This is a genomic window from Polaribacter sp. Hel_I_88, from assembly GCF_000687935.1.
Taxonomy (GTDB): Bacteria; Bacteroidota; Bacteroidia; order Flavobacteriales; family Flavobacteriaceae; genus Polaribacter.
The window spans coordinates 3,855,375-3,875,106 of record NZ_JHZZ01000001.1 but is presented as its reverse complement, the minus strand read 5'-3'; the positions used below and the strand labels follow the sequence as shown (position 1 = coordinate 3,875,106).

Genomic DNA, 19,732 nt, shown 5'->3' with positions numbered 1-19,732 from the left:
TTTAAATATTTAAGGTTTTAGGATAAAAAATATAAATAATGAGAACAATTAAATTTTTAGTTTTTAGTTTATTCGTAATTATTATGAGTTGTAACACAAAAAACAATACTTTAAAAGTAGATGTCTACGAAACTTCTGCAAGTGGAAATAATTTAACCAAGGTAACTAATTTTTCTTCGGATAAAAATCAAGATGGGTTAGTTCAAATAACATTATTACCTGCAGAAAAAAGACAAACCATAACAGGTTTTGGAGGTTCGTTTACAGAATCTTCTGCGTATTTGTTAAACAAAATTAGCAAAAAAAATAGAGACTCCATTATTGAAGCTTATTTTGGTGAAAGTGGCGCAAAATACTCTTTAACAAGAACTCACATGAATTCTTCTGATTTTTCATTAAGTCAGTATTCGTATGCGCCAATTGAAGATGATAAAGAATTAGAACATTTTTCAATTAAAGAAGATAAAGACGATATAATTCCGTTTATAAAAGATGCTATGAAAGTATCTAAAGATGGTTTTAAAATTTTGTCTTCTCCTTGGACAGCTTCTCCTTGGATGAAAGATAACAAAGAATGGGTTGGAGGTAAATTATTACCTGAATATTATGATACTTGGGCGTTATTTTTCTCGAAATATGCAGAAGCATATAAAAATGAAGGAATTGATATTTGGGGTTTTACAGTAGAAAACGAACCTCTTGGAAATGGAAATAACTGGGAATCCATGCATTATACACCAGATGAAATGACAAATTTTGTGCAAAACCATTTGGGGCCACAATTAGAAAAAACACATCCAGAAGCAAAAATTTTAGGTTATGATCAAAATAGAGAACATTTAAAAGAATGGATAGATTCTCAATATAAAAATGAGGAAACATCAAAATATTTTGATGGAACAGCTATTCATTGGTATGCAAGTACGTATGAAATTTTTCCAGAGGAATTGCAATATGCGCATAACAAAGCACCTAATAAACACTTAATTCAGTCAGAAGCTTGTGTGGATTCAGAAATTCCAAAATGGAAAGATGATGCATGGTATTGGAAAAAAGAAGCAACAGATTGGGGTTGGGATTGGGCTCCAGAAAAAGACAAACATTTACACCCAAAATATGCACCTGTAAACAGATATGCAAGAGATATTATTGGTTGTTTAAACAATTATGTAGATGGTTGGATAGATTGGAATATGGTTTTAAACAAACAAGGAGGACCAAATTGGTTTAAAAACTGGTGTGTGGCTCCAATTATTGTTGATGAAGAAAATGACGAGGTTTATTTTACACCAATTTATTATACATTATCGCACTTTAGTAGATTTATAAGACCAGAAGCATCAATTATCAACCTAGAAAACTCTGATAATGATTTGATGGTAACTGCAGCAGAAAACCAAGATGGAACCATTGCAGTTGTTGTATTTAATGAAGGAAAAACTTCTAAAAATATCAATTTATCTTTAAAGGATAAACATGTAACAATACCAATTCAAGGACAAGCAATTCAGACTCTTGTAATTAAAAACTAATCAACAAAACTTAATCATAAAATTATGAGTAACAATCAAACGAAATCAGGTAAAGTGCCTATGGGACAAAAAATTGCTTTTGGATTAGGAATGTTGGCAAATCAAATGTTTCCAGCTGCTTTGGGAATTTTTATGGTTGTTTTAATTCAAAATTACGAGTTCCCAACTTGGATGTGGGGAATTTTATTTTTTCTTCCTCGTATTTTCGATTCAATTACAGATCCAATCATGGGTTTTATATCCGATAATACAAGATCTATTTGGGGTAGAAGAAGACAATATGTTTTACTAGGAGCTTTAATAATGGGTATTTCATTTTCATTACTATGGCAATTGTATGTGGTAGATGGTGTGAGTTATAATTTCACCTATTTTTTAATCTGGTCTTTAGTTTTTTATTTAGGATTAACTATTTTTTCTGTTCCTTATGTTGCCATGGGTTATGAAATGAGTGATGATTTTCATGAACGAACAAATATTATGGCAACTGCACAATGGATTGGTCAGTGGGCTTGGGTTATTGCACCTTGGTTTTGGGTGGTTATGTATGATGATTCTTGGTTTGGAGATACCACAGAAACAACTAGAACTTTAGGGATTTGGGTGGGTGTTATTTTTGCTGTTTGTGCAATGATACCAGCTTTTTTTATTAAAAGTAAATCGACTATAGATGATGATACTCTAACGCCTTTAACATTAAAAACAATAGGAGGAAGCTTAAAAGAAATCATAGAAAATTTTAAAGAAGCTTTTAAAATTGAACAATTTAGAAAATTGTGTTTCTCAACATTTTTAATCTACAATGCTTTTAACGTAGTTGCCGGTTTTTCATTTTTTATAGTTGTTTATTATCTTTTTAATGGAGATGCTGGTGCAGCTGGTCTTTGGCCAACATTATTAGGAAGTATTGGTGCATTATCAACTACTTTTTTAGTAATACCTATCGTAGCAAAATTATCAGGAACCGTTGGTAAAAAGAAAGCTTTTATGATTTCTCAAGGAATTTCTGTACTAGGATATATAATGCTTTGGTTTTTATTTGTTCCAGGAAAACCTTATTTATTTTTGTTTGCATTGCCTTTTTTCTCTTTTGGTATTGGGAGTTTATTTACCTTAATGATGTCAATGACTTCTGATGTAATTGATATTGATGAATTAAACACAGGAAAACGAAGAGAAGGAGTTTTCGGAGCAATTTATTGGTGGATGGTTAAATTTGGTTTTGCAATTGCTGGTTTGTTGACAGGTGCAATTATGACTTTAGTTGGTTTTGTGCCAGATACCGTAAATTCTGAAGCTTCAATTACAGGTATTCGTTTATTCTATTCAGGCTTGCCAATTTTGGGAACTCTTGGAGCCATGTTGATTATGAGAGGGTATAACTTAACAGAAGAACGATCTTTAGAAATTAGCGCAGAATTAGTAAAAAGAAAAATTCTTAAAAATGCTCCTAAAACATCATCAGGTTATGGAGCAGGAAATTTAGCGGCATTAGGTTTAGACATCCCTTTAAGTGACTATAAAAGTATTGATTTTTCGAACCTATCAGAAAAAGGAATTGCAAACTTATTTTCTAAAACTTTACATAATGGTTTAAAAGGTTTGTGCTTTAGTCCTTATACAGAAGGGCAAGATGCTAATGATGTTTTGAGTGAGCTTCAAATTAGTAGAAGAATGGATATTATTAAACCGTATACAACTTCTATTCGTTCTTTTTCTTGTACAAATGGTAACGAGTTGATTCCTCAAATTGCAAAACAAAAAGGACTAAAAACCATTGTAGGTGCTTGGATTGGAAAAGATAAAAATAGGAACGAAAAAGAAATAGAAGGCTTAATTCGTTTAGCAAAATTAGGTGCTGTAGATATTGCAGCTGTTGGTAACGAAGTTTTACTAAGAGGAGATGTATCTGAAGCAGAAATTATAGAATACATCAACAGGGTTAAAAAGGAATTAGAAGGTTTAAACATTCCTGTTTGTTATGTAGACACCTATTATGAATACTCCAAAAGACCTAATCTAGTAGATGCTTCAGATATTATACTAGCAAACTGTTATCCTTTTTGGGAAGGATCAAGTATTGAAGATGCTCTCTTACAATTAAGACAGATATACGCTATAACAGAAAAAATAGCAAAAGGTAAAGAAATTATTATTTCTGAAACAGGTTGGCCAAGTCAAGGTGAAGCAGTTCAAAAAGCAGATCCTACAAAGCTAAATGCTATGAAATACTTTATTCAAACCCAAGAATGGGCTCAAAATGAAAATATTACGATGTTTCATTTCTCTTCTTTTGATGAATCTTGGAAAGTTAAAATAGAAGGAGAATTAGGAGCAAGATGGGGTATTTGGGATAAAGATGAAAAAATGAAATACAATTAATAATATTAGAATTACACATTAAAACCAAACATAATGTCATATAGAGAAGAACGTAAATTTTCGTCTAAAAATTTAGAATCTAATTCTAATAGTCTAGATTTTACCGAAAGTGTTGGAGTAGATTTTACTAAATACGAGGAAACTGAAGATTTAGCAAAACTTTGGAATACTACTTTGGCAAAAGGAATGCATGGAATCTGTTTTAGTATGTACGAAGATGGTCAAGAACCAGGAGATACAATTACTGAGGAGCAAGTAGAAAGAAGAGTAAAAATTTTAAAACCATACACAAAATGGATTCGTTCTTTTTCTTGTATAGAAGGGAATGAACACATACCAAGAATGGCTAAAAAACATGGAATAAAAAACATGGTTGGTGCTTGGTTAGGTGATGATATGGATAAAAACGAACTAGAAATAGAAGGTTTAATTCAATTAGCTAAAGAAGGGTGTGTAGATATTGCTGCAGTGGGTAATGAGGTAATGTACAGAAAAGATTTAACAGAAGAACAATTGTTAGCTTATATATACAGAGTAAAAGAGGCTTTAAAAGGAATGGACATTCCTGTTGGTTATGTTGATGCGTATTATGAGTTTTCTCACAGACCAAATATTACTGAAGCTTGTGATGTTATTTTGTCAAACTGTTATCCTTATTGGGAAGGTTGTAGTATAGAACATTCTTTAAATCATATGCAAAATATGTTTAGTCAAGCAAGTGCTGCTGGACATGGAAAAAAAGTAATTATTACTGAAACAGGCTGGCCAAGTCAAGGAGAAAGTTTAAGAGGCGCACATTCTACTGAAGAAAACGCCATGAAATATTTTATCAATTCACAAGCTTGGGCAAATAAAGATGATATAGAGATATTTTATTTTTCATCTTTTGATGAATCTTGGAAAGTTGGAGCAGAAGGTGTTGTTGGTGCTTATTGGGGACTTTGGGATAAACATGAAAAATTGAAGTTTTAGATTTTTCACTCTACTTATATTATTTAAAACTCTATAGATATATTATTTATAGAGTTTTTTTATCCATAAAACAATACTTCATTTTTAAAGAACCCAACATCTCTTTTTACAACCATACATTACCTATACAAGAAAAAAAAACCTTCTAATTGATTAAAAATTAACATTTTATATATGTATTTGAAAAACCTTTATATACCGGGTTTTTTTAATAAAGTTAATTAAAATAACTCCAGATTTTATGTGTTGTATGTTTCTTGTTGAGGTATAAAATGATAAAATTGCGTATATTAGGGTTAATATTGTTTAATAATCTTAAAATATATAATTATGAAAAAAATTACTTTATTATTAGCCTTATTGATAACTTCAATTGGGTTTTCACAAGCACCAACTACAGCACCTGATGCACCTTCTGCTAGAGATGCAGCAAATGTTGTGTCAATTTTTACACAAACTACAGATGCCAATACAAAAGTGTATGCTGATATTGCCGCTAATTTAAACCCTAATTGGGGTGAGACTTCTGGTAGAGTAGAATTTCCAGCTATTGCTGGTGATTTGGCTATAAAAATACCAAGCTTTAATTATCAAGGTATAGATTTTGACAATAATAGACAAAATCTTGTAGGATTTGAAAAGGCACATATTGATATTTGGACTAATAATGCAACTGTTGGTTTTTCTCTAATTTGGGCTGGTGGAGAACAAGCAGTAAGTATTGCAGCAAAACCAGGAGAATGGCAATCTTTAGAGATTGATTTGTCTCAATGGCCAAATGCAGATTTAAGTACTATTAGACAGTTAAAATTTGATGGAGGTAATGGAACTACAGATGAAATTTATATCGATAATTTGTTCTTTTCAAAGCCACCTGCTGATCCATTAAAAGATGCTACTTTAAGCGATTTAAAAGTTGAAGGAGTAACTATATCTGGTTTTTCAGCTGCAACTACTTCTTATACTTATGAAGTTCAAATAGGTACAACAACTGCACCAAGTATTACAGATGCCACAACAACAAACTCTGGAGCATCAGCAGTTATAAATCAAGCAACATCAGTGCCAGGTGATGCTACTGTAGTTGTAACCGCATCAAATGGTACAGATACTAAAACTTATACTGTATCTATTGTGGCTACGTTACCAAATGCATCTCCAACACCTTCAACTTATGGAACTCATTTAGCTTTACAAGATAATATAACAGACACAGGTACATTTACAAATTTCTGGAATGCTGATGATTTTTTTGGTGCAACACCTACTTTTCCAGATTTAGATGCAACTTCAGCAGTAAATAATGTAGCTAAAATCAATCTTGCGATTGGTTGGGGAGGTGGAATTACATCTGGAGGAATTACTACCACAGATGTTTCTGATTATGATACGGTTCATATTGATTATTTCATTCCTAGTAGTGAGGCAGCAGGTTCACTTGGTCATCAATTTTATTTAGATTTGATATCTAGAACTGGTGGAGCAAATTCTGAGGCTTTTTATGGTTTTGGAACTACTGTTAGCAGTGCAGGTAATGCTTCTGAAGTGGTTGATGAGGTTATAGTTTTTGATTCTTGGCAAAGTATAGATATTCCTTTAGCTACTTTCGCTGGGAAAGGGTTTGATGTTACTACGTTTTTTCAGTTTAAAATTGGTGCTTCTTCAGATTTAAGAACAAAACTGGGTTATTTTGATAATATTTATTTTTACAAAGCTTCTACTCTTAATACAGAAAGTAATGAATTATTAGGATTCTCAATGTTTCCAAATCCAGCAACTGATAGATTAAATATTTCTGCTAAAGAAACAATTCAGAATGCAGATATATTTAATGTTTTAGGTAAAAAAGTAATGAGTGTAGATGTAAATGACACAAAAACTTCAATAAACATATCTAACTTATCATCTGGTATTTATTTAGTGAAATACAATGTTGGTAACACAACAGGAACTGCTAAATTTATCAAGCAGTAAGTATAAGTTATTGTAACTAAATTTTAGTTTTAAAAACCGAACAGCAATGTTCGGTTTTTTTGTTTTAGAATAAACCTAGTAATCTGTATTTCAAGTTTTGTAATTAAGTAGGATTATATTTTTTTTAAAATAGATGTACATTATAAAAATTGTATTCATAATTATAATTTGTAAAGTTTGTTAAAGTCTACTTTACGCATTTTTTGTTTTGACTTTAAAGATACTTTTTATAGAACTTATTTATCAAGATTCTCACTTAGTTAAGTGTTATTTAAAGCACTACAGTTTAGTAACATGAATATCTTAAAAACAAAAAACGAGGAAGTAATTTAAAATTACTTCCTCGTTTTTGTTTGTAAAATAAAAGAAATCTAATTTTCTTGATTCGCTTTTATGTTGTCTAAATATTCCTGAAAGCGCTTTCCATACTCAGAATCTTTTACTCTAGGAGATAATTTATTGTTTACTGTATCTAACATTTGTAAACTTGCATCATACATTTCTGTTAAAGCAATATAAGGTGCAACCTCTGTATCTGCATTTGAAAGTGCAAAATTCGTAGTGTATAAAACTCTTCTTCTTACCATTCTTTTGTAATCTTCTTCAAGTTTTTGAATTAAGTCTTTGTCGTTTGCCCTTTTTGCATCAAAATCTTTTTTGATAAATTCTAAACGTTGACTTTGAAATTTTTTACTAACCAAGTTATATTTATCTAAAATTTCTTGATTTTTTGAGCCTTTTATTTCTGGATTAAATCCAAATACTTCTACTTTATCATTAATGGTAATAGTTCCTGCTTCACCAAAGAAAAGAATTCTTTTATCTGTGGTATTGCCATCAAAAGTTAAATAATATAAAACAGGTGAGTCTACATTATCAGTCAATCTAAAAGTATCTGTACCTAATAAAGCAACAGAATCTACAGACACCAAAACAGTATCTACCATTTTCTGTAAATATAATTTTCCTTTTTTAAGTCCTTTAATTTGTCCTTCTACAATCATATTTCCATCTTTTTTTGAGGAACAAGCATATAATAAGACAGAGATTGCTAAAACTGCAAGAATTTTTTTCATTTGATGTTTATTTTTCGAGTGCAAATATGCTGATTTTTTTTATAAAGTTGCTGATAATTCCATCAAAATAGTACAAGCAATTGCACCAATGGTTCCTATAGCATACCCAAAAACAGCTAATAAAACACCAACAGTGGCTAATGATGGATGAAAAGCTTGTGCAACAATAGGAGCAGAGGCTGCACCACCAACATTTGCCTGACTTCCCACAGCTAAAAAGAAGTAAGGAGCTTTAATTAATTTGGCAATCAAAATTAATAAACCTGCGTGGATCGACATCCAAACTAACCCAATAGCAATTAAGCCAACATTGTCTAAAATCATTAATAAATCCATTTTCATACCAATGGTGGCAACTAAAATGTAAATAAAAACGCTTCCTAATTTGCTGGCTCCTGCACCTTCGTAATTTTTAGCTTTTGTAAATGATAAAATAATAGCAACTATTGTAGAAATACTAATCAACCAGAAAAAACTTGAACCTAAAAATGAGAAAATATTTCGCCAAGTTTGAGAGGCAATCGAAGCAACAAAATCACTGAAAAAAGCGCCCAAATATTTTGAAGCAAAATGCCCAAAACCAACAGTACCAAAAGCAATGGCTAGCATAATCATTAAATCTGTTAAACTTGGGTTTCTTTTTACTTTATCAGAAAAAAGAATTACTTTTTGTTTTAATTCTTCGATTGCAGAAGTATCTGCACCAAGCCATTTATCGATTTTGTCTTTTTTGCCTATTCCTATCAATATTACTGCCATCCAAATATTAGCGATTACAATATCAACAAAAACCATAGCACCATATTTTGCAGGGTTGAACTTGTAAATTTCTAACATGGCAGTTTGATTGGCACCACCACCAATCCAACTTCCTGCAAGTGTGGAAAGTCCTCTCCAAACAGCATCAAAATCTGCACCACCAACTGTTTCTGGCGAGAAAATTGAAATTAATAAAATGGCAATTGGACCACCAATAACAATACCAATAGTTCCTGTAAAAAACATAATCAAGGCTTTAGAACCAAGGTTAAAAATGGCTTTTAAATCGATACTTAACGTCATTAAAACTAGTGCTGCTGGTAATAAAAAACGACTTGCAACATAATATAATTCTGATTTTCCAGAAACGGTTTCGCCAACTGAATTTGTAGTTTCCCATTCAGGAGAAATCAAACCAATTGTTGTAAAAATTGCAGGAATAAAATATGCCATAAATAAACCTGGCACAATTTTATAAAACTTGAACCAAAACCCAGAAGTTTTACTTTCTGTGTAAAAAACAAATCCTAAAGAAATCATTAAAACACCAAAAACAATGGCATCATTTGTAAATATGGGTTCAGACATTATATATAATTTTAAAAGAAATCTGTGTTTAAAAGTACACCAACTCGAACTCTTTTTAGAGTTCTGCTATTTTGTTTAATTTGAAAATATCCAAATTTAACTTTTAAGTTTTTATTTATTTTTCGAAGAAAACCAGCACCTGTCCAGTTTTGAGCAAATATTTCACTTCTATCTAAGTTCAAAAAGATTTCATTAAAAGCATATACGCTCCAATTTTCGGTAATGGGGTAATTTACATTTAAATCATAACGAAACCAATTTTGAGTTTCGTCGGTATTTATATTTTTATGAATAAATCTATGCTCCAAACGTAAACGATGTCTTGCTTTAAATTTTCTCCATTTACTGTTGATGTTAAAATCTTCATACAAACGCCACTCGTATAATAAAGGAGACTCAACATCGTAAGCCAAATCTCCTGTGGAATAACTTGCACCCAAAGTTAGATTCATTTTAGGATTAAATTTGTAATTAACACCTAATCTATAAATCTCCTGTTGAAAAGAGCTAGCAACTTCAAAATACCTAAAATGCGCCATGGTTTGCAACGAATATTTCTCTGTTAATTTATGAGAACCATTGTACATGTACCAAGCCCCTAATTTATTTTCAGCATTTTGAGCCTTCACTTTAAACATCATTAAAGTGAAGACCAAAAGAACTACAAGTTTTTTAATCATACTAATTTGCTGAATAAATTTTGGTTTCTTTAAAAGGAGAAATATTAATATTTTCTACAGATTTTTTATAAGCAATCCAATCATTATTAAAGAACGTATTTGTTTCTGAAACTGCCTTTTTAAACTCTTCAACAAACTGATTCATTAATATTTGCTCTGTTGATGTTTGCTCTCCAAAACGAGAACGAATGTATCTACTTGCCTGCCCAAAACGTTGATTAACGGTAACTTCTGGATTTCTTGTAATCCCTTGTCTTTTGTCAATTGTACCTAAATACATTGCTAGTAAACTATCCACTTTTTTAATAATTTTAGTTGATGATTTAATTTCCTCTTTGTATTTAACTTTATCTTCTTTAGACAAATCTGACTTAATAAAAGTTGCCGTATTTTTACTTTCAACCAATTGCTTAACAATTGCAGCAATTTTTTCTTGATAAGTTTCAAGCTCTTTACTGGCATTGTATTTTTGATTGATAGCTTCCTGAGAAATCTCTAATCTAGGGTCGAATTCTACTTTTATAGATTGTTCTGCAACTACATCACCAAAAGTCATTTTTAATTGATAAACACCTGGTTTCACTTCTACACCAGATGGTTCTCTGGTTGATTTTCTGATACTTCTTGAAGCCCTATCAACTCCTTTTTCTCTTAAATACCAAGTGGTTTTATGAACGCCACTTTCTTTTGGAGCTTTAAATTTTAGCGTTCTAATTTGTCTTTCACCATCAAAAACTTCTAATGTAATAGAATCAAACTTGACTTTTTTGTCATCCTGAACTTGTTTCAGGATTTCATCATCTTCTTTTTTGTCTTCATTTTCTTCTTTTTTATCAGCTTTAGGAACATCAACATAATAAGAAATAATGGCACCACCATTTCTATTTTCTCCTTGATACATGGCATCTGCACCAAATCTACTTCCTGTTGGTTGTTGCGTTGCAGGTTGATACGAAGTTGGAGGTTCAAATAAATGTAATTTTTTAGCGGTTGCATTTTTATTTGCCAAAGCTCTTAAAGGTCTAATATCATCTAAAACCCAAGCAGCTCGTCCAAAAGTACCAATTACTAAATCGTGTTCTCTTGGATGAATTACCAAATCTTTTACAGGAACAGTTGGGAAACCATTTGTCCATTTTGTCCATTTTTCACCAGCATTCAATGAAATGTATAAACCATCATCTGTTCCTAAAAATAGTAAGTTTTCATTTTCTGGATCTTCAATGATACAAAGTGTATAACTTTGTACATCATTTTCATCTACAATTCGCTCCCAAGTTTTTCCGTAATTTTTAGTTCTGTACGCATAAGGAGTGTAGTTAAAACGTCTGTAATCATTAGCTATTAAAAGTGCTTCACCTTTGTTTTTATTAGATGCTTTAATTTGTGTAATCCAACTAAATTCTGGTAGTCCTTTAATATTTTTAGCAACGTTTGTCCAGTTTGCACCACCATCTTTCGTAATATGAACTTGGCCATCATCTGTTGCAGCCCATAAAACATCTTTTTCTAAAGTAGTTGGCTCAATTACTAAAACTGTACAATGATTTTCTGCACCAGTTGCATCCATAGTTAAACCACCACTTTCAGATTGTCTTAATTTCTCTGGATTGTTTGTTGTTAAATCTGGAGAAATAACCTCCCAAGTTAAGCCCTTATCTGTAGATTTATGTACAAACTGACTACCAAAATACAGAGTACTATTATCAAAAGGATCCATATTTATTGCTGCATTCCAATTGAAACGTAATTCTACATTTGGGTCTTTATGTGTTGGTTTTACAGAATAATTATTACCTGTAATATGGTCATACCTTACTACAGATCCTTGCTGACTCATAGACCAACCATATCTTGAGTCATCTTTATCTGGCACTACATCAAAACCATCACCAAAAGAAATTTCTTGCCAATAACTGTTTCTAATTCCTTGATCTTTCCAAACATAAGCAGGGCCTCTCCAAGAACCATTATCTTGCATTCCACCATAAACATTATATGGGAACTCATTATCTACATTAATATGATAGAACTGAGCAACAGGAATGTTACCAATAAATCTCCAGGATTTTCCTCCATCTTTGGTAATGTTTAATCCACCATCATTACCATCAATCATAAATTTGCCATTGTTTGGATGAATCCACCAAGCATGATGATCTGGATGCACTCCATTATCTACTCCATAAGCAGGCATTAATTGCTTAAAGTTTCTACCTCCATCTTCAGAAACATTTACATAGGTAAATACAGAATACACACGATTTTCATTTTGTGGGTCTACATAAATTTCTGAATAGTAAAAAGGTCTGTTTCCTATATCAGATTTATCATTTATTTTTCTCCATTTAAAACCTCCATCTTCACTTTTATACAATGCATTCTTTTTTGCTTCTACCAAAGCATAAATTGTATTTGGTTCGCTAGGTGCAATTGCCACACCAATTCTACCTAAATCACCTTTTGGAAAACCTTCTTTTTCAGTAACTTCTTTCCAGTTTTCTCCTCCATCATGTGTGATGTATAAACCAGAACCTTCTCCACCAGATTTAAAGAACCAAGGATCACGTTTGTGTTCCCACATTGCAGCAATTAATTTATTTGGATTTGTTGGATCCATAATTAAATCTGCAGCCCCAGTTTTATCATTATTATATAAAATTTGTTTCCAAGACTTTCCACCATCAGTTGTTTTGTAAACACCTCTTTCTTTGTGCTCTCCCCAAGGAGAACCAATTGCACCAACATAAACAATATCTGGGTTTGTTGGGTGAATAATAACTCTATGAATATGACGTGTTTTTTCTAAACCCATAGCTTGCCAAGTTTTTCCTGCATCTAAAGATTTATAAATTCCAAAACCACCATTTAAACTATTTCTTGGGTTTCCTTCTCCTGTACCTGCCCAAATTACACTTGGGTTTGATTGTTGAATAGCAACTGCACCAATAGATGCTGTAAGTTCATTTTCGAAAATAGGCTCCCATTTAACACCACCAGAAGTAGATTTCCAGATACCTCCAGAAGCAGTACCTACATACATAATTTCTGGATTAGATTCTACAACATCTATAGATGTTACACGACCAGACATTCCTCCTGGTCCAATATTTCTAGGTTTCATGTTTTTTACTAAATCCATAGAAAACTCTTGAGAAAAGAGTAGGGAAGTAGTACATAAAAAAAGTAAGGTTAGTAGTTTTCTCATTGTGTAAGATTTATTGAATTTGAATTTGGCAACAATATATAAAAAAGAAAACGCTCTATAAAAAATGAGCGTTTAAATTTAATGTTTTTGTTTCTCAGAAATTTTAAAGTCTTTTTCTATAGAACAAGTATTTTTAATAACATTCTATTCTTCTTTCTTTTTAGGTTCGCGTTTTGCATCTTTTAAAGCTTGCATGAGCATCCATTCTATTTGTCCGTTTGTAGACCTGAATTCATCTGCAGCCCATTTTTCGATAGCTTTGATCATATCTTCATTAACTCGCAACGCGAAAGCTTTCTTTTTTGCCATTTTTCTCCTTTTTACTTCCTTAAATTGGAATTTTATTTATGGATAAATTCTACAATCGTTTTTATTAATTCTTCTGAAATTGGAAAATCAGCAGAATAATAGGAAGCTAAGTTGTCTTCTTCTTTTTGAATATCTTTTAAAACGTGATTCATATTTTTTATGATGACTAAGGTTGCTTCTGGTTTTGCTTTTTTTAAATTTTCGGCATCTAACACTTGCACTTGAATATCTTTATCACCATTAATTAGTAAAGTTGGGATGGTTACATTTTTAATTTCTTCTAAAGGATTTAACTCGATCCAAGAAGTTAAAAAAGGTTGATTTGGTTTTGCAAAAAGCGATAGTAAATTTGGATCAACTTCTGTAATTTCTCCTGTTTCTTTTAATTCCTTTAAATACGTTTCAGTGAGTTTACCAAATTCAGCACTTTGTGCAGTAACTTGCCTTACCAACGTTTTATCAATGGTTTCTCCTGCACCAGCAATTGATATGTATCTATCAACATTATCTAAAGCCATCATTGCAATTAAAGAACCTTGACTATGCCCTGCCAAAATAATTTCTGTAAAACGCTCATCACCTTTAAAATGATTGACAACTTCTTTAACATCGCTCACAAAATCAGCAATTAAAATACCATCTTCTTGTAAAAAAGTTGCATTTTTTGGATTGGCTGTTCTTTTATCATAAGAAAAAAAGGCAATATTATTTTTATTGATTTTGTCTCTGAATTGTTTAATGTATTGAGGTTGATTTCCATTCCTGTCAACACCTCCAGAACCATGCACCCAAATTACTAAAGGCGATTTTTCTGATGGATATGTTAAAGTTCCTGGTAATTGAATTGCCATATTATTGATTGTAATTTCTTCGGATTTTACTTGCGCAAAAGAAATTGCAATACTAAAAGTTGATATGATGAAATAAGTTATAATACGTATCATTTTAATTGATTTTTGATGTATAGGTTTCTAAAACACTTTTTGCTTCACTTTCCTTTTGTGTTCCAATTAATAATTTTTTGCCGTTTTTAAGAATTAATTGAATACCAATATCTCCAGAAATATTTACAGCTTTTCCTTTGCCTTTATTGAAGAAAAAACCACCTCTTAAACCCCAACCACCAAATTCACTAATTGGCAAATAAGTTCTAACACCAGCTTTGGAAACTTCGCTCCAAGAAATTGTTTTTACAGATAAATGAAAAGGGTAAAATTGATAGTGAATTCCTTTTTCATCAATTTTTGTGGTAAGTTTTATAAAGAAAATAAGGACTGTTAAGATGAACATGCTAATTGTAAAAATGATCAATCCTGCATCTGACATTGGTTTTTGTCCTAAAGGGTTTTTGTAAATTATCTGTTGCATAATTCCATAAACACCAAATAAAAACGGAACACCAATAGAAATTATTAGAATAATAATTAGCCAAGTTTGCGTAAAACGCTGCTCTTCTTTAAAAACTTTCATTTTTATCTGTTTTTATCCTTTTCCAAAAGTGCATAAACACCACCATTTGTGTTGCAGTAAACATTAATTACTCTCCAACCTTGTTTTGCATGCGAGTTGATTTCATCTTCAAAATTATTTTGACTATTAGACCAACTCATTTTTTGTTTTAAAAACTTATATTCTTTCATATTATCTGTTTTTATCTCTTTCAAATAAAATGCCACCTGTATTTTGAAAAATTGTATTTACAGTCCAACCTTCTCTTGCATATTGATTTAAACAATCTTCATATTTTTGGTTTCTATTTTTCCAGCCTAATTTTGGTGTAACTACTTTATATTCTTTCATGGGTTTTCGTTTTTGTCTTCATTTAAGATTGTAAATGCCACAACAACTCCAATTATAGTTCCAATCATTGAGCCGTAAATAGAACTCATTGCTATGTTGCCAGTAACAGCACCAACTGTTGTACCAATAGAAGTTCCTAGAGAAACACCAATTGCGATTGCATAAATTTGTTTATTGTTCATTTAAAGTTGTTCTATTTTTATTCTTGTATTTCTTTTTTGTAAAATTTCTAAAAATTGATTCAGTTGATTATGTTGTTTTTTCAACTCAATTGATTTCTGTTTGCCATTGTTCGTGTAAAATGTAATTTCAATTTTACTGTCTTCATCTATGTTTTCTTCACGTTTATTGTGACCAATTTCAACTTTTAAAAGGTCATTTATTTCTAGCGTATTTATCCATTTTTTTCTGAAGATAAATTCAAAAAACAAGTAAATTAAAGATACAGATGCTAATGCAAAAAACCAAAACTTAGCATTTTCGTAAACTCCAATGATGTTTTCATAGTCTTTCAATTTATCTAGAAACAAAGCAATTAAAGAAATACTACCAAAGAATTTTAAAACATCCAAAGCATATTTTCCTTTTCTATACTTAATTTTTAAATAAGAATTATTTATGATCAGAAATCCGTTAGTTATTTTAAAAGACTTTGAGTTTTTCAAGCTATAAATCATTAATTATTATTCTTGTATTTCTTTTTTTAATTTGTTCCAAAAACGGTTCTAATTGATTTTCTAGGTTTCTAAAACTAATATCATATTCTCTTTTATTGGTGAACACTAAAGATATTTCTGTTTCAAATTCTTTTTTATCAATATTTATTTTTATGATTTCATTGATAATTAAATTCTTTTTAGATTTTCTTAAAAAAAATAGATAATAAAGTGCAGCAAGAATACCAAGTACCCCAATGATTCTTAAGCCAAAATCAAAATAGTCAAAGAAATTTTTTAATAACTCCATTTTTCTAAAGGTGTGTAAAACGCTTATTGAAACAAAAACAAAAAATACACCTAACCAGCCTCCTCTAGATTTTAAATCGTTTTTTGTTCTATTAATATCTAAGAATAATTGTTTGTTATCCATAGAAATATAACCATCTAGCATTACAAATTTCTCCATTATTTAAATTAGTTTCAAAGTTGAGATTTCTCCATAAAGGCGAAATGACATTCGTTTTTTTTTAGAGTATGAGTTTCTTCCCTTTGGGAAGATTAAGATGGGCTTTAATGACTTAAAGTACCAGCATTTACAACAGGAGAAGCTTCTTTATCTCCACATAAAATCACTAATAAATTACTAACCATTGCTGCTTTTCGTTCATCATCTAATTCCACAATTTGTTTCCTGTTTAATTCATTTAAAGCCATTTCTACCATTTCAACAGCACCTTGCACAATTTTATGTCTTGCAGCAACAATAGCTGTTGCTTGTTGTCTTTTTAACATGGCAGAAGCAATTTCATTGGCATAGGCTAAATACCCAATTCTAGCTTCTAAAACTTCGATTCCTGCAATGGTTAAACGCTCGTCAATTTCTTTTTCTAAAGCTTCAGAAACTTCGTTTACACTAGATCTTAAGGTGATATCTTCATCATGACCTTCATCCGCAAAATTATCATAAGGATACATACTTGCTAATTTTCTAACAGCAGCATCTGTTTGCACACGTACAAAATTTTCGTAATTATCAACATCAAAAGCTGCTTTATACGTATTGGTAACACGCCAAACTAAAATGGTAGAAATCATTACAGGGTTTCCTAATTTGTCATTTACCTTTAATCGCTCACTATCAAAATTGCTAGCTCTTAAAGAAATTGTTTTTTTTCTATACAAAGGATTTGCCCAATACAAGCCATTTTCTTTGATAGTTCCCACGTATTTTCCGAATAATAAAATAACTTTAGATGTATTTGGATTCACCAGAATAAATCCAAAAAAACCAATAAAACCTATAATTATTAGAGGAAAATAAACGGGTGTTTGTTGCACTATAGTCATGATAATTCCTCCAAAAAATAGGATTAAAACGACAAACAACATTAGGTAACCGTTGGCAAGTTTGATAATTTTTTCAGCTTTCATAAGTAAATGATTTTAGTTTGATATTAAATTGATATCACAAAGATATAAGTTAATTTTTGATTTTTCCAAATTTTTAAGCATTTATTTTTATACTTTTGTTGAAAATAAATATATAATTTACACATATGAAAATCAAACTTTTATTATTAATACCATTTTTAATGATGACGACTTCCTCAACTGATGAAGCTTATTTCTGGGGACAAAATGGGCATAGAGTTACTGGAAAAATTGCTGAAAAGCATTTGACAAGAAGAACAAAAAAATGTATTGATAAACTCTTAAAAGGACAAAGTTTAGCCTTTGTTTCTACTTATGCAGACGAAATTAAATCTGATAGAAAATATAGAGATTATAACGTTTGGCATTATGTAAATATGGATTTGGACCAAACATATGAGGAAGCAGAAAAAAATCCTCAAGGAGATTTAGTGCAAGGAATCGAAAAATGTAAAACAGTTTTAAAAGATGAAAACAGTAGTGAAGAAGATAAGGTTTTTCATTTAAAAATGTTAGTACATTTAGTTGGCGATTTACACCAGCCAATGCATATTGGAAGAAGAGAAGATAAAGGTGGTAATGATGTGCAAGTACAATGGTTTGGAAACGGATCTAATTTACACCGAGTTTGGGACACCAACATGATTGAAGATTGGAATATGAGTTATATTGAATTAGCCGAAAACGCAGATGATTTATCAAAAAAACAAATAGAATTTATTAAAGAAGGTTCTGTTGTTGATTGGGTAAATGAGGTACATGAAGTTACCAAAGAAGTTTACAAATCTGTAAAAGTAGGAGAGAATTTACGTTATAATTATTCTTACGATCATTTTGGAACTGTAAGAACGCAATTACAAAAAGGCGGAATCCGTTTAGCTAAAGTTTTGAATGATATTTACGACTAAAGCCCCTTTAATTCCCCAAAGGGGAAAACTCATGCTCTAAAAAAATAAATCTTTTACATTTATAATTTGTTAATGATTGCCTTTTTAGCTGCTTGAAATTAAAAGTGTTTACTTTCAAATGACTGTTAACTTATTTTAAATTGATGTAATTTTATATTGATGAAAAACCTCATAACTAAATTGTTACGAGGTTTTTTTGTTAATTATGCGTTAATTATTGTAGTTGTATTTTAAATTGATGTAATTTTATAAAGATGAAAAAAGCACTATTTATATTTTCAATTTTACTGATAATTTCTTCTTGCAAAAAAGAGGGTTCTAAAACGAATGTTGTTAATACTACTGATAATAATTGGCAAAAAATAACAACCGTAAAAACAGTAAATTATAAGGAGTTAAAACCTTATTTAGAAAAAAATGATGATACAACTTACATTGTAAATTTTTGGGCAACTTGGTGTGCACCCTGTGTAAAAGAATTACCGTATTTTGAGAATATAAAACAAGACTATGTTTCTAAAAATGTGGAGGTTTTATTAGTAAGTTTAGATTTCCCAAAACAAGTTGAAAAAAAACTAATTCCTTTTATCAATAAAAAACAATTGCAATCTGAGGTTGTTTTATTAAATGATATTGATGAAAATGTTTGGATAAAAGCCATCGATTCAACTTGGTCTGGAGCTTTGCCAGCAACATTAATTTATAATAAAAATACTAGAAAATTTTACGAACAATCTTTTGATTATACAATGTTAGAAACTGAATTAAAAACTTTTTTAAAACCATAAATTATGAAAACAATTAAATCGATATTATTACTTGCGGTGCTTGCGTTTGCAACAGCAGCTTTTACGTTAAAACCTGCAGCAGGTTATGCTGTTGGAGATACCATAAAAGACTTTAAATTAAAAAATGTAGATGGTGATTTTTTATCATTATCAGATTATGATGATGCCAAGGGTTTTGTCATCATATTTACTTGTAATACGTGTCCATATTCAGTTGCCAATGAAGATAGAATAATCGCTTTAAATGACAAATATGAAAATTATGGCTATCCTGTAATTGCTATCAATCCAAACAATCCTGTTACGATGCCAGAAGATAGTCTTGAGAAAATGAAAATAAGATCTGAAGAAAAAGGTTTTAATTTTCCTTATTTGTTAGATGAAGGGCAAAAAGTATATCCAAGATTTGGAGCCACAAAAACGCCACATGTTTACATCGTTACAAAAAACGATATGAAAGTTCAATATATTGGAGCCATTGATAACAGTTCAAGAGACGCAGATGCTGTAACAGAAAAATATGTAGAAAATGCTTTAGATGCTTTATTGACTGGTAAAAAGATAGAGAAAACAACAACTGTTGCTATTGGTTGTTCAATTAAAGTGTAATATTTTTTTTTAGCCTTACAGGTACTATATAAAAAATCCCAAGTTAAAACTTGGGAT

General features: G+C 30.7%; 20 protein-coding genes. 7 read left to right on the top strand and 13 right to left on the bottom strand.

The genetic code is table 11. From position 1 onward, the window contains the following. Positions 1–38: 38 nt before the first annotated feature. The 4 genes from P161_RS0117345 to P161_RS19230 all read left to right on the top strand — a co-directional run bounded on the left by P161_RS0117345 (position 39) and on the right by P161_RS19230 (position 6,860). A complete protein-coding gene (locus tag P161_RS0117345) occupies positions 39–1,532 on the top strand; it encodes a glycoside hydrolase family 30 beta sandwich domain-containing protein (RefSeq protein WP_026778152.1) in 1,494 nt (497 codons plus the stop codon). 24 nt (positions 1,533–1,556) lie between these two features. Continuing rightward, positions 1,557–3,914: an MFS transporter gene (locus tag P161_RS0117340; RefSeq protein ID WP_026778151.1), complete on the top strand. Its 2,358-nt coding sequence runs from the start codon at positions 1,557–1,559 to the stop codon at positions 3,912–3,914. Positions 3,915–3,947: 33 nt separating this feature from the next. Beyond that, positions 3,948–4,886 (top strand): glycosyl hydrolase family 17 protein, encoded by a 939-nt coding sequence (locus P161_RS0117335; RefSeq protein WP_026778150.1) that lies wholly within the window; start codon positions 3,948–3,950, stop codon positions 4,884–4,886. Between the two features lie 330 nt (positions 4,887–5,216). Next, a complete protein-coding gene (locus P161_RS19230; RefSeq protein ID WP_051605793.1) occupies positions 5,217–6,860 on the top strand; it encodes a T9SS type A sorting domain-containing protein in 1,644 nt (547 codons plus the stop codon). Between the two features lie 371 nt (positions 6,861–7,231). On the opposite strand, the gene P161_RS0117325 is transcribed toward P161_RS19230, so the two are convergent. The 13 genes from P161_RS0117325 to P161_RS0117265 form a co-directional block, all read right to left on the bottom strand. Then, entirely contained in the window at positions 7,232–7,936 is a 705-nt protein-coding gene (locus P161_RS0117325) for a DUF4369 domain-containing protein (protein WP_026778149.1), read from the bottom strand. Positions 7,937–7,975: 39 nt separating this feature from the next. After that, entirely contained in the window at positions 7,976–9,283 is a 1,308-nt protein-coding gene (locus P161_RS0117320; RefSeq protein WP_026778148.1) for a DUF819 domain-containing protein, read from the bottom strand. An 11-nt stretch (positions 9,284–9,294) separates the two neighbouring features. Then, positions 9,295–9,963, bottom strand: a complete 669-nt coding sequence (locus tag P161_RS0117315) for a DUF2490 domain-containing protein (RefSeq protein ID WP_231494763.1) — start codon at positions 9,961–9,963, stop codon at positions 9,295–9,297. Between the two features lies 1 nt (position 9,964). Next, positions 9,965–13,171, bottom strand: coding sequence for a hypothetical protein (locus P161_RS0117310; RefSeq protein ID WP_026778146.1), 3,207 nt, complete (start codon positions 13,169–13,171; stop codon positions 9,965–9,967). Between the two features lie 144 nt (positions 13,172–13,315). Continuing rightward, a complete protein-coding gene (locus P161_RS19410; RefSeq protein ID WP_081817061.1) occupies positions 13,316–13,480 on the bottom strand; it encodes an Arc family DNA binding domain-containing protein in 165 nt (54 codons plus the stop codon). 32 nt (positions 13,481–13,512) lie between these two features. Then, positions 13,513–14,424 carry a S9 family peptidase gene (locus P161_RS0117300; RefSeq protein WP_026778145.1) on the bottom strand — a complete coding sequence of 304 codons (912 nt, stop codon included), beginning with the start codon at positions 14,422–14,424 and terminating at the stop codon, positions 13,513–13,515. A gap of 1 nt (position 14,425) precedes the next feature. Then, positions 14,426–14,950, bottom strand: a complete 525-nt coding sequence (locus P161_RS0117295) for a hypothetical protein (RefSeq protein ID WP_026778144.1) — start codon at positions 14,948–14,950, stop codon at positions 14,426–14,428. 2 nt (positions 14,951–14,952) lie between these two features. Beyond that, positions 14,953–15,120: a DUF4177 domain-containing protein gene (locus tag P161_RS19405; protein ID WP_081817060.1), complete on the bottom strand. Its 168-nt coding sequence runs from the start codon at positions 15,118–15,120 to the stop codon at positions 14,953–14,955. Position 15,121: 1 nt separating this feature from the next. Beyond that, positions 15,122–15,280 carry a DUF4177 domain-containing protein gene (locus P161_RS19400; RefSeq protein ID WP_081817059.1) on the bottom strand — a complete coding sequence of 53 codons (159 nt, stop codon included), beginning with the start codon at positions 15,278–15,280 and terminating at the stop codon, positions 15,122–15,124. After that, on the bottom strand, positions 15,277–15,462 hold the full coding sequence (locus tag P161_RS0117280) for a hypothetical protein (protein WP_026778142.1): 186 nt from the start codon (positions 15,460–15,462) through the stop codon (positions 15,277–15,279). The genes P161_RS19400 and P161_RS0117280 overlap by 4 nt, the downstream gene beginning before the upstream one ends. Next, positions 15,463–15,957: a hypothetical protein gene (locus P161_RS0117275; protein ID WP_026778141.1), complete on the bottom strand. Its 495-nt coding sequence runs from the start codon at positions 15,955–15,957 to the stop codon at positions 15,463–15,465. It abuts the gene before it with no gap. After that, positions 15,947–16,405, bottom strand: a complete 459-nt coding sequence (locus P161_RS0117270) for a hypothetical protein (protein ID WP_026778140.1) — start codon at positions 16,403–16,405, stop codon at positions 15,947–15,949. The genes P161_RS0117275 and P161_RS0117270 overlap by 11 nt, the downstream gene beginning before the upstream one ends. Positions 16,406–16,509: 104 nt before the next feature. Then, on the bottom strand, positions 16,510–17,370 hold the full coding sequence (locus P161_RS0117265; RefSeq protein ID WP_026778139.1) for an SPFH domain-containing protein: 861 nt from the start codon (positions 17,368–17,370) through the stop codon (positions 16,510–16,512). Between the two features lie 125 nt (positions 17,371–17,495). Here P161_RS0117265 and P161_RS0117260 point away from each other — a divergent pair, with 125 nt between their 5' ends. The 3 genes from P161_RS0117260 to P161_RS0117250 all read left to right on the top strand — a co-directional run bounded on the left by P161_RS0117260 (position 17,496) and on the right by P161_RS0117250 (position 19,675). Continuing rightward, positions 17,496–18,278: a S1/P1 nuclease gene (locus P161_RS0117260; protein WP_026778138.1), complete on the top strand. Its 783-nt coding sequence runs from the start codon at positions 17,496–17,498 to the stop codon at positions 18,276–18,278. A gap of 254 nt (positions 18,279–18,532) precedes the next feature. After that, positions 18,533–19,066 (top strand): TlpA disulfide reductase family protein, encoded by a 534-nt coding sequence (locus tag P161_RS0117255; protein WP_026778137.1) that lies wholly within the window; start codon positions 18,533–18,535, stop codon positions 19,064–19,066. A 3-nt stretch (positions 19,067–19,069) separates the two neighbouring features. Beyond that, positions 19,070–19,675, top strand: a complete 606-nt coding sequence (locus P161_RS0117250) for a thioredoxin family protein (RefSeq protein WP_026778136.1) — start codon at positions 19,070–19,072, stop codon at positions 19,673–19,675. Positions 19,676–19,732: the final 57 nt, after the last annotated feature.